Below are 13,591 nucleotides of genomic sequence, written 5' to 3'. Positions count from 1 at the left end.
GGTTCGGGGTGGGGGTGGTGCAGAAGGCACCGCACCGCCGCGTTCTGAACCACCCCCACCTCCTGCCTCCTCCCCACAAGGGGGAGGAGAGAAGCGGTGATCGAAGTGATCAGCCTGAGACCGTCTTATCCCGTCGTTGCGAAGCGAGGCGTCCGCAATCCACGGCCCCGCTTCGTCCCGAGAGGTACCGCCGCTGGATCGCTTCGCCGACGCGCGCGATGACGGGGAGCCGGTTCGGCGTCGGCTCTACCGCGGCGGCGGACCGGACTGGCGCTTGCGGGCGAACATCCACAGGGCCAGCACCGCGAGCGCGATCAGCACGCTGGCCCAGACCCAGTTGAAATCCGTCGCTGCGGCGGTCGCCGGTCCCGAGCTGGAACCGGACGGACCCGATTCCGGAATCGGCGGAGCGGGGTTCGTCGCCTGGGCGAGTGCCGCATGAAGACCGGAGAGCCAGACTGTCAGGGCGAGGGCGGCGTGTCTCATGGTACGCGAACTCCAAAGATCGGGCCGGCTGGCGCGGACGGTCACCGCTGCGTCTTGTCGAACTGGAAGGCCGGCGCGTCGTTGAGCTGCGCCTTGGTCAGGCGCACCTCGGCACGGATCAGATCGTGGCCCGCGAGCACCGTCGCCGGCTCGGAATCAGGCCGCTTCGGCTCGACGGAACCGGTCGCATCCGAGACGCGGCCGCCGTGCCGGTTCTCAACGGCCCCGAGCACGTCGGGGGACGTCTGCGCACCGGGCATCTTCTCCGGGCTCGCCGCGTCGGCGGCCTTCGCGCTCGGCGCGTTGGCGGGCGTCACGACGGAGCTCGCGCCCGAGGTGAGCGAGACGTCCTCGAAATTCCAGGCGAGCTGGTCGAAGGGCACCGCGACGTATTTCTCGCCGACGCCGAGGAAGCCGCCGACGCCGATCACCACCGCCTGGATGCGGCCGCCGCCGTCAACGAGCACGTCCTCGATCTTGCCGACGCGGACATGATCGGCCCCGACGACGCTGACGCCGATGACCTTCGAGCCGCGCATCGTGCCGGCCTCGGGCCGCTCGATGAAGCGCGGGGTGCCGGCATTGCCCGGCGCCGCCTCGGCAAGGGCGGGCAGGGGCGCCAGCGCGAGCGAGAGCGCGAGGGCGGCAAGCGGGACGCTGGACAGGCTGGGACGCATCCCTGGCTCCGGGTTTGGACGTGATGGTGCCCCGTTAACGGCCGGCGCTCCTCTCAGTTCACCGGCGTCAGACCACGGCGTCCCAGGTCTCGGTGACGACCCGCCCGGCATGGGAGAGGCGCGCGCGCAGCACCACGTCGCCCGCAGGCCAGGATTCCGGCGGCCGGAACTCGGCGTAGAGACGCCATCCGCCGGTCTGCGGCACCCGCTCGGCATAGGGTTCGACCAGCGCGCCGGCGCTCGCCGAGAGCGCGACGTCGATGGCCGCCTTCGGGTCGTCGGGCAGGCCCGGTCCCTCGAAATCGATGACGTAGAGGCGCCGCTGCGGCGTGGGCGGGTTGGTCGGGCGCAGGCGCTCGGCGGAGCCGACGCGGGTCGAGACGACGCGGGCGAGCGGTGGCGCCAGCGCCGGGGCCGGTTCGGGGCCGACCGTGACGAGATTGTAGGCGAGCCGCAGCGGCTTGCCGGCCTCGACGGCGGCCTCCGGCACGAAGGCGGCGACGATGTTGTCGGTCGCCTCCGTGCGCGAGGGGATCTCGAACAGACGCACCGCGCCCGCGCCGAAACCGTCGCCCCTCGGCGCCACCCACAGGCCCGGCCGGTCCTCGTGGCGCGCCTGCACGTCGAGATAGGCGGCGAAGCGCCGTTCCCGCTGCAGCAGCCCGAAGCCTTCGAGCGGGTTGGCGCGGAACGACGAGATCTGCGGCGCGGCGCGGCCGTTGACGAGGGGCCGCCACAGCCGGTCGCCGGGCGTCTGCACCACGAGCCCATCCGAATCGTGCACCTGCGGGCGGAAGTCGTCGAACGGCTCGGCGCCCCGAACACCCGCTCCGTTCTCGCCGAACAGGAACATGCTCGTGAGCGGGGCGAGCCCGAGCGCGGCGACGGAGCGGCGTGGAAACAAGGCGGTCTCGACCGCGACCTGCGCGGTCACGCCCGGCGTGACGCTGAAGCGGTAGGCGCCGGCGAGGCTCGGACCGTCGAGGAGCGCGAGGATCGTGATCGCGGCCGCATCGTCGCGGGGCGTCTCGATCCAGAAGGTCGTGAAATCCGGAAACTCCTCGCCCTGCGGCAGGCCGGTATTCACCGCGACGCCCCGGGCCGAGAGGCCGTAGACCTGATCCCGGCCGCGGATGCGGAAATAGGACGCGCCGAGGAAGACCAGGAACTCCTCCTGCGCCTGCGGCCGCGCCGCATCGAAGCCGAAGGCGATGCGGAACCCCGCGAAGCCGAGCGAGGGCGGGTAGCGGCGGCCCTGCAGCGCCGGCCCGAGATCGAACAGGTTCGGATCGTAGTCGAACCGGCGCACGCCCTCGGGCGATTGCAGGACGATCTCCACCCGCTTGGCGTGCAGGCCGCCCCGGTGGAACGGCTGCAGCGAGAAGCGGGACCCGAGCGGCACCGTGGCCTCCGGTCGGAGGCGGATCGCCTGGAAGGCGTCGTAGTCGAGGGCGGCCAGCTCCTGCGGCAGATCGCTGCTCTGCTCGCGGTAAGGCGCCGCGGCCAGCCGCTCGGCCCGCTGCGCCACCGCCTCGAACGTGACCGGACGCGCGTCCGAGGCCGCCTGGGACGGGGCGCTTTCCGACGTTTGAGCCATCGTTCTGGCTGTATTCAGGTCGAGAAGGCCAGAAACGCTCAAGCCGGCCGAACCGGCGAGAGCTCCGCGAACAGCGCCACGCACGATGGCGCGCCGCGAAACGCCGCTTGCCCCGGGCGCCTCGTCCTCAGCGTCCGACGGTCCTGCCATCCTGATCCCTCCCGCGAGTGTCGACGCCCATCATGTCCAGCCCAGACTTGCCGCAGGCGGACCGCTCCGTCGAGACGGGGGCCGGGGGTGAAACCCGCCCGAGGGGCGCGGGCCCCGCACCGCGGCCGGCGTCGTTCGGATTGCGCCGCCTCGCCCTGGCCGGGCCGACCCTGGCCACCGCCACCGCCATCGCCGCCCTGGCGCTCGCCGCCTACGGCATGCCGGAGACGTGGCTCGGCCGCACCGTGCTCGGCCTCTTCGTGGTGCTGATGGCGTGGCAGTCCTTCACCGCCTGGCAGTACCTCTACGGCCTCGTCGCCGCGCTGATGGGCGACCGCGCCCTGTCGGCGCTGGAGCGACGGGCCGCCACGATCTCGACCCGTCCGACCGGCCTCAGCCGCACGGCGGCCGTTGTGGCGATCCATGCCGAGGACCCGATCGCCGTGTTCTCGGCGATCCGCGTCATGGCCCGCTCGCTCCAGCGCGAGGGCGGCGACGGCTCGGACATCGACATCTTCGTCCTCTCCGATACCCGCGAGGGCGCGATCAGCGCCGTCGAGGAGCACGAATTCGCCCGCATCCAGGCCTGGACCGAGCGCGAGGGCCGCGGCATGCCGCGCATCCGCTACCGCCGCCGGACGGAGAACAAGGGCCGCAAGGCCGGCAACATTGCCGAGTTCTGCGAGACCTACGGGCACGAGTACGACTTCATGATCGTGCTCGACGCCGACAGCCTGATGACCGGCGCCGCCATGCGCCGCCTCGCCCGGCTGATGGAGGAGAACCCGCGCACCGGCCTGATCCAGACCGTCTCGTACGCGGCCGGCCGCGACACCCTGTTCGCGCGCATCCAGCAATTCGCGGTGCGCCTCTATGCGCCGCTCTCCTTGCGCTGCCTGGAGACGTGGCAGGGGCCGGACGGCTCCTACTGGGGCCACAACGCGATCCTGCGGATCGAGGCCTTCGCGAGCAACGCCGAGTTGCCGGTGCTGTCGGGCAAGCCACCGCTCGGGGGCGAGATCCTCTGCCACGACATCGTCGAGGGTGCCCTGCTGCGCCGTGCCGGCTGGGAGGTGCGCCTCCTGCCGGAGATGGGCGGCACCTGGGAGGAGATGCCCACCAACCTCATCGACCTGCTCGGGCGCGAGCGGCGCTGGTGCCAGGGCAACCTGCAGCATATCCGCGTGCTCCCCTGGCAGGGCCTGCTCGGCGCGAGCCGCTGGCATCTCGGCGTCGGCATCCTCGGCTACTGCGTCTACCCGCTCTGGATCGCCTTCCTCGGGCTCGGCACCTGGCAGGCCGCACGGTCCGGCGAACTCGGGCTGATCGGCTACGGGCTCGACGGCGGCAACGCCGCCGCCTCGGCGCTCGCCGCCCTCGCCGTCGCGGTGATGGCGCTGCCGAAGCTCCTGAGCCTCAGCTACGTGCTGGCCTCGCCCCGACGCCGGGCGGATTTCGGCGGCGCCCGCTCGCTGCTCGTCAGCGCGGCGCTCGAACAGGCGATCTGGGTCCTGCTCTGGCCAGTGATGGCGCTGTTCGCCGCCGGCGCCGTGGTGACGACCCTGTTCGGCCGGGTCGTGCGCTGGGACGCGCAGTCCCGCGACGACCGCAGCGTGCCGTGGGGCGAGGCGTTCCGTCTCCAGAGCGACGCGGTCGCGGCGGGCGGGGCGCTGGCGGTGCTGCTCGCCTTCGCCGGCAGCCCATGGCTCGCCCTGTGGATGGCGCCGGTCGCCCTGGCCCTGCTGACGAGCCCGGCTCAGAGCGTGCTCACCAGCAGCACCCGCCTCGGTCTCGGCTCGAAGGCGCGCGGCCTGTTCCTGACGGAGGACGACACCCGTCCCGCGCCGGAACTGCTCGAACTGCACCAAGGCCGCACGGCGGGTGCCGAGCCAGCGACGGTCGGCGCCGCGTCGGCCCCCTGGCTGCCGGTCGCCATCGACGAGGCCGGCGCGCCGACGCTGAGGTAAGGCGTCGTCCGACCGTCGACGATCGCCGGGCTACTTGCTCTCCAGCACTTCGATCGGGTTGGTGCGCTGGGTGGGGGCGGGCTCGCGGGTCAGCGAGCTTCCCTCCTTCTTACCGCCGCCCTGTCCGCCGCCGACGTCGGACTTGGGCGCCGAATTCTGATCCGGCTGCGTCGGCACCGCGCCGCTCGCGAGTTCCAGGCAGGTCAGCAGCTCGACATAGGACGGGAAGCCGCCGGCCTGGAATTGCTGCGTGCATTGCGACTTCGCCGAGGCCGGGAACTGACCCCAGCGCTTCTTCAGATCCGTCTGGGCGCTGCGCTCTGAATTGAGGCAGGCATCCTTGCTGGGGTTGTCGCTGAGCGTCCGCTGCACGCGCTCGGCCGACTTGCAGGTCGCCTCGACGTCGAGGTCCGGCGGCCCATCCGCAGCCAGGGCCGCGCCGAAAACGAGTCCGAGCGCGAGCACGGCGGGGAGAAGTGACTTGCGGTTCGTCATGGCGGTTCGGGTCGCGGCTCCGGGCTGGTCGTCGCGACAACGCACGAAAGCCCTCGGCGTCGTTCCGTCCTCCACAAAATTCGTCCGGCTCAGCCGATCGATCGGTGCGCGCCCGTCAAGGCCGCGTCGAGATCGCGGAACAGGTCGTCCGGATCCTCGATCCCGACCGACAGGCGCAGCAGGTCCGGCGGGCAGGGGGTGCCCGGCCCTTCCACCGAGGCGCGGTGCTCGATGAGGCTCTCGACGCCGCCGAGGGACGTGGCGCGCTTCCACAGCGCCACCCGTGCGGCGGTGTCGATCGCCGCCGCCTCGCCGCCGGCCACGCGGATCGCGAGCATGAACCCGAACCCGCCCTCCATCTGACGCGCCGCGACCGCGTGGCCGGAATGGTCGGGCAGGCCGGGATAGAGCACCGCGCTCACCAGCGGGTGCGCCGCCAGCCGCTGCGCGAGGCGGAGCGCCCCTGCGCTCTGGGCGGCGGCGCGCAGGGGCAGGGTGCGCAGGCCCCGCACCAGCAGGTAGGCCTCGAACGGACCGAGGATCGCCCCCCAGCCGCCGCGGATCGCCACGAGGCGCTCCCAGAAGGCGTCCCTGCGCGCACCGGCCAGGACGCCGGCGACGACGTCGGAATGGCCGTTCAGGATCTTGGTGGCCGAATGCATCACGAGGTCGGCCCCGAGCGTCAGCGGTCGGGTGAGGATCGGGCTCACCGCCGTCGAATCGACCGCGACGCGGGCGCCCGCCGCCCGGGCGATCTCGGCGACGCGGGCGATGTCGGTGATGGTGCAGAGCGGGTTGCCCGGCGTCTCGATCCAGACGAGCCGGGTCTTTCCCGGCCGGATCGCGACCCGCACCGCCTCCGGGTCCTGCATCGGAACGAAATCGACCGCGAGATCGAGGCGCGGCGCCTCCTGCCGCAGCCAGCGGCGCAGACCCCAGTACATCACCTCCGGCGCGATCACGTGGTCGCCGCGCTCCAGCGCGCAGAACACGGCCGCCGCCGCGGCCATGCCGGACCCGAACAGCAGCGCGCCGGCCTCCGCCCGTTCCAGCGCCGCGATCACGTCCTCCGCCTCGCGGGTCGTGGCGTTGTCGGGCCGGGCGTAGGAGAAGCCGGAGCGGTAGGCGTTGTCGGGATCGCGCAGAAAGGTGGTCGAGAGATGGAGCGGCGGCACCACCGCCCGCGTCACCGGATCGATCCGGCCGAGCGCCTGCGCGGCCAGCGTCGCCGGGCTCCAGTCCGCGGGCGACAGCCCGTCGACGGGCGCTGCATCGGAATCGCCGCGAGGCGCGTTGGACCGGCTCATGGATTTCCTCGCTCGACGTCAGCTCGGGAGCCGGCTTGAGCGAATCCGCCGGACCGGGCAAGGCGGGGATATGAACGACGGAGCGTTGCGCAGCGCATGAGCGCCCTGGACATTCCCGAACGGCCGGCCCTTCCGCCGATCCCGCGGCTCGCCGCCGCGATCATTCCGGTCGCCCTGGTGACGGCGGTGGGCACGCTCTCCACCGGCTCCAACATCGAGGAGTGGTACACGACGATCCGCAAGCCGGCCTTCAACCCGCCGAACTGGGTCTTCCCGCTGGCCTGGACGATCCTCTACACGCTGATCGCGATCTCGCTCTGGCGGCTGCTCGGCGCCCGCCCGGTGCCGGGGCCGGCGCGGAAGGCGTGGTGGCTGGCGCTCGCCGCCTTCGCCGCGCAGCTCGCCCTCAACGCCGCCTGGACGCCGGTCTTCTTCGCCGCCCACCAGCTCGGCCTGGCGCTGATCGTCGCGCTCGCCATGCTCGTGATGATCCTGTGGACGATCCGCCTGTCGTGGCGCTTCGACCGCGCCGCGGCGTGGCTGCTCGTGCCCTACGCCGCCTGGGTCGCCTTCGCCTGCCTGCTGAACGGCACGATCTGGCAGATGAATTGACGGGTCAGGCGGCCAGCGCCCGCGTCACCGTCGAGCGCAGATCGGCCAGGGAGAACGGCTTGGTCAGCACGTCGGTGACGATGGCGTCGAGGCCGCGAGCCCGCTCGCGCTGGTCGGCGAAGCCGGTCATCAGCAGGATCGTGAGGTCGGGGTAGTCGCGCTTGGCCGCGAGCGAGAGGGCGATGCCGTCCATCAACGGCATGCGGATGTCGGTCAGCATCAGGTCGAAGCCGCCGCCGGCCTCGGAGAGCCGGTCGAGGCCGTCGCTGCCGTCGATGGCCGTGACGACGGTGTGGCCGTCGAGCTCCAGCCCGCGCTTGAGGAAGCCGCGAACCGTATCCTCGTCATCCACGAGCAGGATGCGCGCCATGGTCGGGCGTCCTCTACCATTCCTTTGATCTGGATCGCTGCGCCCGAGTGACCGCGGGGAAGCGTGGCCTGTCAAGCATCAGAGGCCGACAGAGTTCCATCGGCGGCTGAATTCCGGCAAGTGTCGCGGAATTATCAGGAATTTACCGGCTGGAACGGCTGCTAGGTGCCCCCGAACAGGTCCGCGTCGCTGCTGTCGTAATCGACGAGGCCGACGAAGGGGAGCTGGCGGAAGGCGTGGGCGGCATCCATGCCGTAGCCGACCACGAACACGTCCGGGCAGGTGAAGCCGACGAAATCCGCGTCGATCGTCACCGCGCGCTTGCCGGGCTTCTCCAGGAGCACCGCGGTGAGCACGCGCTTGGCGCCGCGGGCCATCAGCAGGTCCTTGGCGAAGACGACGGTGCGGCCGGATTCGAGGATGTCGTCGATCAGGAGGACGTCGCGCCCCCGCACCTCGCTCTGGACGTCGCGCAGGATCTCGACCTGCCCCGAGGAGACGGTCGAGGTGCGGTAGCTCGACAGGTGCACGAACTCGACCTGCGGCGAGAGCCCGGCCCGATGGAGCGAGCGCAACAGGTCGGCCGCGAACATGAAGCTGCCCTTGAGCACGGCGACGACGAGAAGGTTCTCGGGCTTCGCCGCGACGATCTGGGCGGCCAACTCATCGTTGCGCTTGGCGATCGCCGCCTCGTCGAACAGGACGCGGACGCGTTTCGATGCGGTGCTCATGCGGCTCTTGATGGTTTTGCTGGACTTCCAACGGCACGGGCCGCCCTCAGCCGTCCCGTGCCCCACCATACCATGGGCAGCCGCCGCCGCCAGCGTCGCCGTCCGATGGTGGCGGGATAGCCGGTGATCGATCGACGCAGTGCTCGAGGTAGGGCCGTGGGCCGCAAGTCGGATTTTATGCTACTTTCTTCGCGGACGAGCCCCAGGGGGACCAAGCATGCCGTCCGCCGAGAAGATCAGCATCACGATGACGCCCGAGCAGCTCCGCGCCGTCCGCGAGAGCGTCGCCGCCGGAGAATACGCCTCGACCAGCGAAGTCCTGCGCGACGCGGTGCGCCTCTGGCAGCGTCGGCGTGAGGAAGATGCCGAGCGCCTGAACGTCATCCGTGCCCGCATCCGCCGTTCGCTGGACGATCCGCGGCCCGACCTGACCGTCGAGGAGGTGCGGGCACACATCAGGGTGCGGCACGCTGAAACCGTAAAGGCGCAACGGGATGAAGCGTTTTAAAGTCACCTACTGGAGCGAGGCGAACGCCGATCTTCTCTAGATCTAACGATGGGTCTACGAGGCCAGCCTCAGTCCCGAGATCGCCGACCGCTTCCTCGACCGACTGATCGAACGGTGCGAATGGATCGGCGACGCACCTCACGGCGGTCGTCCCCGCGACGATCTGGAGCCCGGCCTGCGTACGGTACCGTTCGAGCATTCGGCCGTCATCGCGTACCGGGTCGAGGGCGACCGGGTGCGCGTCGTCAACGTTTTCTATGGCGGCCGCGACTTCGAGGCGCTGTATCGCGGCCACGCGCCGGCCAGTGACGACGAATCCCCAGCGGGATCCTAGCGACTTTCACCCGTCCCGGTCTCGGTGGAAACCGGCCCGTCCGAAAAACGCACCTCGACCTGCCGCCCCTTCTCGGGCGGAGCGGACAGGCTCGCCTTGAATCGCGCCCGCTCTCCGGGCTCGAGGCTCGCACGCGGCCCCTGCACGCTCCAGCGGTAGAGCGATTGTCCATCGGCGTCGCGCACCTCGATCTCGATCGGCGGCACCGCGACGCGATCCCGGGCGACGGCGACGAGATCCCCTTCCACGACGAGCCGCGTCGGATTGCTCCCCTCGGCCGGCACTCGGAAGGCGGCGATATCGGTCAGATCGATGCCGCGCAGGTTCACCGGCAGGCCGACGCGGGCGAACAGACCGGCCGTCTGCGGCATGGCCCGCACGACGCTGGCGCGGGCGAGCAGGACGAGCGGCAGGGCGGCGGCGAGGACGAGGCAGGCGGCCAGCGCCGGCGAGATCCGGCGCGTCGTGCGGGTCGGCTTGGCTCGCTTGGCGGTCTTCGCATTCCTCGGACGCGAACGCGGCGCGGCGGCCTCAGGAGGCGCCTCGGTTTCGGCTGCGGGCGCCGGATCCTCTACGGCGGCAGTCGGCGCAGGGTCCTCCTCCGCCGACATCTCGTCGAACATGGCGGCGACGACCTCGTCGGCCGAGATGAACCACGTCTCGCGGCAGGCGGCGCAGCGCACCGAGCGCCCGCCGGTTCCGACGCGCTCGGCATCAATACGATACTCGCTGGCGCAGGCCGGGCAGACGATCAGCATGGCGATAGGGCCGGAGTCGGTTTGAGGTCCCGGCAGCGGGTTGCCGCGCTCTCGAAAAGGACACAAACGTTGTCCCCGAGTGTGGTTAACCGGCCGTGAAGTCGGATGCGGCACAGGGACCCTGTGTCGGGCGAGAGTGGAGTGAGCGGGCCTTGTCGGCTGGGATGAAAACGGGCAGCCTCCTGTCCGGCGCGGAGGAGCCCGTCGTCCGGTTCGAGAGCGTCGGCATGCGCTATGGCCTCGGGCCGGAGGTCTTGTCCGATGTGAGCTTCGAGATCGCGCCGCACTCGTTCCAGTTTCTCACCGGGCCGTCGGGGGCGGGCAAGACGACGCTGCTGCGCCTGATTCTCCTCTCGGTGCGCCCGACCCGCGGCCTCGTCTCGATCTTCGGCAAGGAGGTGAGCGGCATCTCGAACGACGCGCTCACGGGCCTGCGCCGCCGCATGGGCGTGGTGTTCCAGGATTTCCGCCTGCTCGACCATCTCACTACCTACGAGAACGTGGCGCTGCCCCTGCGCGTCCAAGAGCGGGCGGAAACGAGCTACCGGGCGGAGGTCGTGGAGCTGCTGCGCTGGGTCGGGCTGGGCGAGCGCATGCACGTCCTGCCGCCGCTGCTGTCGGGCGGCGAGAAGCAGCGCGCGGCGATCGCGCGGGCGCTCATCGCCCGGCCGGAACTGCTCCTGGCCGACGAGCCTACCGGCAACGTCGATCCGAGCCTCGCCCGGCGCCTGCTGCGGCTGTTCATGGAGCTGAACCGGCTCGGCACCTCGGTGGTGATCGCCACCCACGATTACGGCCTGATGGATCTCGTCGAGGCGCGCCGCATGGTGCTCGCCGAGGGCCGCCTGCGGGTGGAAGGCGCATGAGCGACGTACGCGCCCCGACGCGAGGCGAAGCGGCCCCGGCCCGGACGGCAGCGCCCGCTCCCGAGCCGGCGCTGCCGGCCAACCTCCGCCGCAACGCGCCGCTGGTGCCGACCGACTCGGCCGCGAGCCGGGCGCTGGCGGCGGTCATCGCCATCCTCACCTTCCTTGCCGCGCTCTGCGCCGGCGCGGCGGAGATCGCCGTCTCCAGCGCCAGCCAGTGGCAGGGCAGCGTCGCGCAGGAGGTGACCGTGCAGGTCCGGCCGAGTGCCGGACGCGACATCGAGACGGACGTGCGGCAGGCGGAAAGCCTCGCGCGGGCGGCGCCCGGCATCGCCGGCGCGCGCATCTTCTCGAAGGCAGAATCGGAACGGCTGCTCGAACCTTGGCTCGGCAGCGGGCTCGATCTGTCGGACCTGCCGGTGCCGCGCCTGATCGCGCTCACGCTCGCCAGCGACCGCCCCGCCGACCTCGCTGCGCTGCGAACGGCACTCACCACGGCGCTGCCGGGCGTGGCGAGCCTCGACGACCACGCCCTCTGGCTCCAGCGCCTCTCGACCATGGCGAACACCTTCGCCGGAATCGGCATCGGCATCGTCCTCCTGGTGCTGTTCGCCACCGGGCTCGCCGTGGTCTTCGCCACCCGCGGCGCCATGGCCGGCAACCGCGAGGTGGTCGAGGTGCTGCATTTCGTCGGTGCCGACGACGACTACATCGCCAAGGCCTTCCAGAGCCGCTTCTTCCGATTGGGGTTGAGGGGAGGGGCGCTCGGCGCGGGCGCGGCGCTGCTGACCTGCGCCCTGGCCGGCTTCGTCGCCCGGACCTGGCGGTCGGGTCCGGCGGGCGAGGAGATCGAGGCTCTGTTCGGCACCTTCCAGATCGGCTGGCAGGGCTACGCGATCATCGTCCTCATCGGCGTGATCGCCTCCCTCGTCACGGCGACCGTGTCGCGGTTCACGGTCCGCCGCTTCCTCCGATAGGAGTCACACCAAGCGAATCCGTTAACGTTTCGACAACCAATCGGAACCGAGAGTCCCGGCACCGACACCGTCATGAGCCTCTGTTTCCGTCCGACATGTTTCCGCGAGCGCCACGCCGACAGGCGGCCGGCCCGGGCCGGCTCCAAGTTCGTCCGTCCTGCGACCCGTCGTGCGAGGCGCTCGGATGGCCATGGGCGACGCTGTCGATCCGCGGAGCGTCGCAGGTTTCCGTCCCTCGGATGAGCAACGACGGCGCGCGTCCGCGGCGCGGCATCCGCCTCCTTCGGGCCGTCCTCGGCCTCGCCATCCTCGGCCTGGTGGTGCTGGCGGGCGGCTTCCTCGCCTTCGTCGCGGTGGTCGAGCAGGCGGAGCGGCCGAGCCTCGACGGCGTGGACGGCATAGTCGCCATGACCGGAGGCTCGCAGCGCGTCGGCGACGCCATCGACCTCCTCGCGGCCGGCCACGGCAGGCGGCTCCTGATCTCCGGCGTCAACGAGCGCACGACCCGCGACGAGATCGTGCGCCTCAACCCGGCTCAGGAGCACTGGATCACCTGCTGCGTCGATCTCGATTACCGGGCGCGCAACACCATCGGCAACGCGATCGAGACCCGGCGCTGGATGCGCCGCCACCACTTCGACACCGTCGCGGTGGTGACGTCGAGCTACCACATGCCCCGCACCCTCGTGGAACTGCGGCACGCCCTTCGGGACGGCGAGACGCTGATCCCCTATCCCGTCGTCTCCGACGGGCTCGATCTCGGCCGCTGGTGGGCGGATCCGGCGGTCACCCGTCTGCTCGGGGCCGAGTACCTGAAATTTCTCGTCGCCTGGGCGCGCACGCGGTTCGAATCGGATCCCGAGCAGTCGCACTTCGCCGTTCTGATCGGCCGCCGCCAGCCGGTGAAGGTCGTCGCCGAGCGGCTGTTGCGCGAGATGCACTGATCTCCGGCAGCCCTCCCGCTCAATGGCCGCGCCGGGAACTCCTACGGTTTCCGGTTGATCGCCTTGAGTTTCCTGCCGTCATCGCGAGGCGGAGCCGAAGCGATCCAGCACGCGTCATCTCCGGAAAGGGCGCGCCCTGGATTGCCACGGCTTCGCCTCGCAATGACGCAGGCGAAACCAAAGTGGTCAAACGGATGATGTATCAACCCGGCGGCAGGAGCGCGATCATCGCCCGCATCACCGCCTCGACGCTGGCCGGCTTTTCGAGCCGCGGCAGCGCCGCGTAGCCGGGCGGCAGGGCGAGCCGATCGTAACCCGTCACGAACAGGAACGGCACCGTCCTCTCGAGGAGCCAGTCGGCGACGGCGTAGCCGCGCTCGCCTCTGAGCTGGATGTTGAGGATCGCACCATCCACGGTGATCTGAGAGCCGAGGACTTCGAGAGCGGCCTCGACGCTCGCGACCGGATCCAGCACCGCCGCCCCGGCACCGAGCAGACCGCGATGCAGCTCGTCGGCCCAGAAATAATCGTCCTCGACGATCAGAACGCGTCGGCCGACGAGCGCCGTGACCGGCAACGGGGCGATCCCCGCGATCGAACGGCGCCGCGAAACCCATCGACCTCGCGCAGACGCCATCTTCGACATCATCACCCCCGACGGCTAGGCTTAACATGAGATAGTTTGCATCACGCATCACGCGTTCGCGACCAAGTTGCGCGCGAAATGTCCGGTCCGGCGTTCGGCAGGGGGTGCATGTGCGTCCGGGATCTGGCCAAGACCCGACGGTTCATGCACAGGAACCGAATTCGCC

At 70.9% G+C, this 13,591-nt stretch carries 15 protein-coding genes and 1 pseudogene; 7 read left to right on the top strand and 9 right to left on the bottom strand.

The window, feature by feature from the left end; translation table 11 throughout:
• Positions 1-246 precede the first annotated feature (246 nt).
• The 3 genes from ABS772_RS25400 to ABS772_RS25390 all read right to left on the bottom strand — a co-directional run bounded on the left by ABS772_RS25400 (position 247) and on the right by ABS772_RS25390 (position 2,910).
• Positions 247-486: a hypothetical protein gene (locus tag ABS772_RS25400; protein ID WP_350397450.1), complete on the bottom strand. Its 240-nt coding sequence runs from the start codon at positions 484-486 to the stop codon at positions 247-249.
• 41 nt (positions 487-527) lie between these two features.
• Positions 528-1,163 carry a PRC-barrel domain-containing protein gene (locus ABS772_RS25395; protein WP_350397449.1) on the bottom strand — a complete coding sequence of 212 codons (636 nt, stop codon included), beginning with the start codon at positions 1,161-1,163 and terminating at the stop codon, positions 528-530.
• A 67-nt stretch (positions 1,164-1,230) separates the two neighbouring features.
• The gene (locus ABS772_RS25390; protein WP_350397448.1) at positions 1,231-2,910 is read right to left on the bottom strand and encodes a glucan biosynthesis protein G; all 1,680 of its coding nucleotides are present in this window, start codon (positions 2,908-2,910) and stop codon (positions 1,231-1,233) included.
• A gap of 32 nt (positions 2,911-2,942) precedes the next feature.
• On the opposite strand from ABS772_RS25390, the gene mdoH reads away from it, so the two are divergent.
• Positions 2,943-4,877 (top strand): glucans biosynthesis glucosyltransferase MdoH, encoded by a 1,935-nt coding sequence (gene mdoH, locus ABS772_RS25385; protein WP_350397447.1) that lies wholly within the window; start codon positions 2,943-2,945, stop codon positions 4,875-4,877.
• Between the two features lie 30 nt (positions 4,878-4,907).
• Here mdoH and ABS772_RS25380 read toward each other — a convergent pair whose 3' ends face one another.
• Both ABS772_RS25380 and ABS772_RS25375 read right to left on the bottom strand, forming a co-directional pair.
• Positions 4,908-5,372 carry a hypothetical protein gene (locus ABS772_RS25380; protein ID WP_350397446.1) on the bottom strand — a complete coding sequence of 155 codons (465 nt, stop codon included), beginning with the start codon at positions 5,370-5,372 and terminating at the stop codon, positions 4,908-4,910.
• An 89-nt stretch (positions 5,373-5,461) separates the two neighbouring features.
• Complete coding sequence (locus ABS772_RS25375) at positions 5,462-6,679, bottom strand: trans-sulfuration enzyme family protein (protein WP_350397445.1); 1,218 nt, start codon at positions 6,677-6,679, stop codon at positions 5,462-5,464.
• Positions 6,680-6,775: 96 nt separating this feature from the next.
• On the opposite strand from ABS772_RS25375, the gene ABS772_RS25370 reads away from it, so the two are divergent.
• A complete protein-coding gene (locus ABS772_RS25370) occupies positions 6,776-7,291 on the top strand; it encodes a TspO/MBR family protein (protein ID WP_350397444.1) in 516 nt (171 codons plus the stop codon).
• Between the two features lie 4 nt (positions 7,292-7,295).
• Here the strand turns inward: ABS772_RS25370 and ABS772_RS25365 are convergent, their stop codons facing one another.
• Positions 7,296-7,661, bottom strand: a complete 366-nt coding sequence (locus tag ABS772_RS25365) for a response regulator (protein ID WP_003600588.1) — start codon at positions 7,659-7,661, stop codon at positions 7,296-7,298.
• Positions 7,662-7,822: 161 nt separating this feature from the next.
• On the bottom strand, positions 7,823-8,392 hold the full coding sequence (hpt, locus tag ABS772_RS25360; RefSeq protein ID WP_238256450.1) for a hypoxanthine phosphoribosyltransferase: 570 nt from the start codon (positions 8,390-8,392) through the stop codon (positions 7,823-7,825).
• A gap of 217 nt (positions 8,393-8,609) precedes the next feature.
• Between hpt and ABS772_RS25355 the strand changes: the two genes are divergently transcribed.
• Both ABS772_RS25355 and ABS772_RS25350 read left to right on the top strand, forming a co-directional pair.
• The gene (locus ABS772_RS25355; RefSeq protein WP_350397443.1) at positions 8,610-8,900 is read left to right on the top strand and encodes a ribbon-helix-helix domain-containing protein; all 291 of its coding nucleotides are present in this window, start codon (positions 8,610-8,612) and stop codon (positions 8,898-8,900) included.
• 40 nt (positions 8,901-8,940) lie between these two features.
• A pseudogene (locus tag ABS772_RS25350) lies at positions 8,941-9,234 on the top strand (type II toxin-antitoxin system RelE/ParE family toxin).
• Here ABS772_RS25350 and ABS772_RS25345 read toward each other — a convergent pair.
• Complete coding sequence (locus ABS772_RS25345; RefSeq protein ID WP_350397442.1) at positions 9,231-9,992, bottom strand: zinc-ribbon domain-containing protein; 762 nt, start codon at positions 9,990-9,992, stop codon at positions 9,231-9,233. The pseudogene ABS772_RS25350 and the gene ABS772_RS25345 sit on opposite strands and share 4 nt — an antisense overlap.
• A gap of 164 nt (positions 9,993-10,156) precedes the next feature.
• Between ABS772_RS25345 and ftsE the strand changes: the two genes are divergently transcribed.
• From ftsE to ABS772_RS25330, 3 genes are all read left to right on the top strand, one after another.
• A complete protein-coding gene (ftsE, locus tag ABS772_RS25340; protein ID WP_238256454.1) occupies positions 10,157-10,858 on the top strand; it encodes a cell division ATP-binding protein FtsE in 702 nt (233 codons plus the stop codon).
• Positions 10,855-11,835 carry a cell division protein FtsX gene (locus ABS772_RS25335; RefSeq protein ID WP_350397441.1) on the top strand — a complete coding sequence of 327 codons (981 nt, stop codon included), beginning with the start codon at positions 10,855-10,857 and terminating at the stop codon, positions 11,833-11,835. The genes ftsE and ABS772_RS25335 overlap by 4 nt, the downstream gene beginning before the upstream one ends.
• Before the next feature lie 239 nt (positions 11,836-12,074).
• On the top strand, positions 12,075-12,779 hold the full coding sequence (locus tag ABS772_RS25330) for a YdcF family protein (protein ID WP_350397440.1): 705 nt from the start codon (positions 12,075-12,077) through the stop codon (positions 12,777-12,779).
• Positions 12,780-12,981: 202 nt separating this feature from the next.
• On the opposite strand, the gene ABS772_RS25325 is transcribed toward ABS772_RS25330, so the two are convergent.
• The gene (locus ABS772_RS25325; protein WP_238256457.1) at positions 12,982-13,356 is read right to left on the bottom strand and encodes a response regulator; all 375 of its coding nucleotides are present in this window, start codon (positions 13,354-13,356) and stop codon (positions 12,982-12,984) included.
• Positions 13,357-13,591 lie beyond the last annotated feature (235 nt).

Origin of the sequence: Methylorubrum podarium (genome assembly GCF_040270385.1) — a bacterium.
Lineage (GTDB): Bacteria > Pseudomonadota > Alphaproteobacteria > Rhizobiales > Beijerinckiaceae > Methylobacterium > Methylobacterium podarium.
Note: the sequence above shows the minus strand (reverse complement) of the source record. Positions and strands in the feature narration are given on the sequence as shown.

Excerpts from the sequence above, each read along its gene's own strand:
- ABS772_RS25400 (WP_350397450.1), bottom strand. The coding sequence starts at position 486 with ATGAGACACGCCGCCCTCGCCCTGACAGTCTGGCTCTCCGGTCTTCAT.
- ABS772_RS25395 (WP_350397449.1), bottom strand. The coding sequence starts at position 1,163 with ATGCGTCCCAGCCTGTCCAGCGTCCCGCTTGCCGCCCTCGCGCTCTCG.
- ABS772_RS25390 (WP_350397448.1), bottom strand. The coding sequence starts at position 2,910 with ATGGCAGGACCGTCGGACGCTGAGGACGAGGCGCCCGGGGCAAGCGGC.
- mdoH (WP_350397447.1), top strand. The coding sequence starts at position 2,943 with ATGTCCAGCCCAGACTTGCCGCAGGCGGACCGCTCCGTCGAGACGGGG.
- ABS772_RS25380 (WP_350397446.1), bottom strand. The coding sequence starts at position 5,372 with ATGACGAACCGCAAGTCACTTCTCCCCGCCGTGCTCGCGCTCGGACTC.
- ABS772_RS25375 (WP_350397445.1), bottom strand. The coding sequence starts at position 6,679 with ATGAGCCGGTCCAACGCGCCTCGCGGCGATTCCGATGCAGCGCCCGTC.
- ABS772_RS25370 (WP_350397444.1), top strand. The coding sequence starts at position 6,776 with ATGAGCGCCCTGGACATTCCCGAACGGCCGGCCCTTCCGCCGATCCCG.
- ABS772_RS25365 (WP_003600588.1), bottom strand. The coding sequence starts at position 7,661 with ATGGCGCGCATCCTGCTCGTGGATGACGAGGATACGGTTCGCGGCTTC.
- hpt (WP_238256450.1), bottom strand. The coding sequence starts at position 8,392 with ATGAGCACCGCATCGAAACGCGTCCGCGTCCTGTTCGACGAGGCGGCG.
- ABS772_RS25355 (WP_350397443.1), top strand. The coding sequence starts at position 8,610 with ATGCCGTCCGCCGAGAAGATCAGCATCACGATGACGCCCGAGCAGCTC.
- ABS772_RS25345 (WP_350397442.1), bottom strand. The coding sequence starts at position 9,992 with ATGCTGATCGTCTGCCCGGCCTGCGCCAGCGAGTATCGTATTGATGCC.
- ftsE (WP_238256454.1), top strand. The coding sequence starts at position 10,157 with ATGAAAACGGGCAGCCTCCTGTCCGGCGCGGAGGAGCCCGTCGTCCGG.
- ABS772_RS25335 (WP_350397441.1), top strand. The coding sequence starts at position 10,855 with ATGAGCGACGTACGCGCCCCGACGCGAGGCGAAGCGGCCCCGGCCCGG.
- ABS772_RS25330 (WP_350397440.1), top strand. The coding sequence starts at position 12,075 with ATGAGCAACGACGGCGCGCGTCCGCGGCGCGGCATCCGCCTCCTTCGG.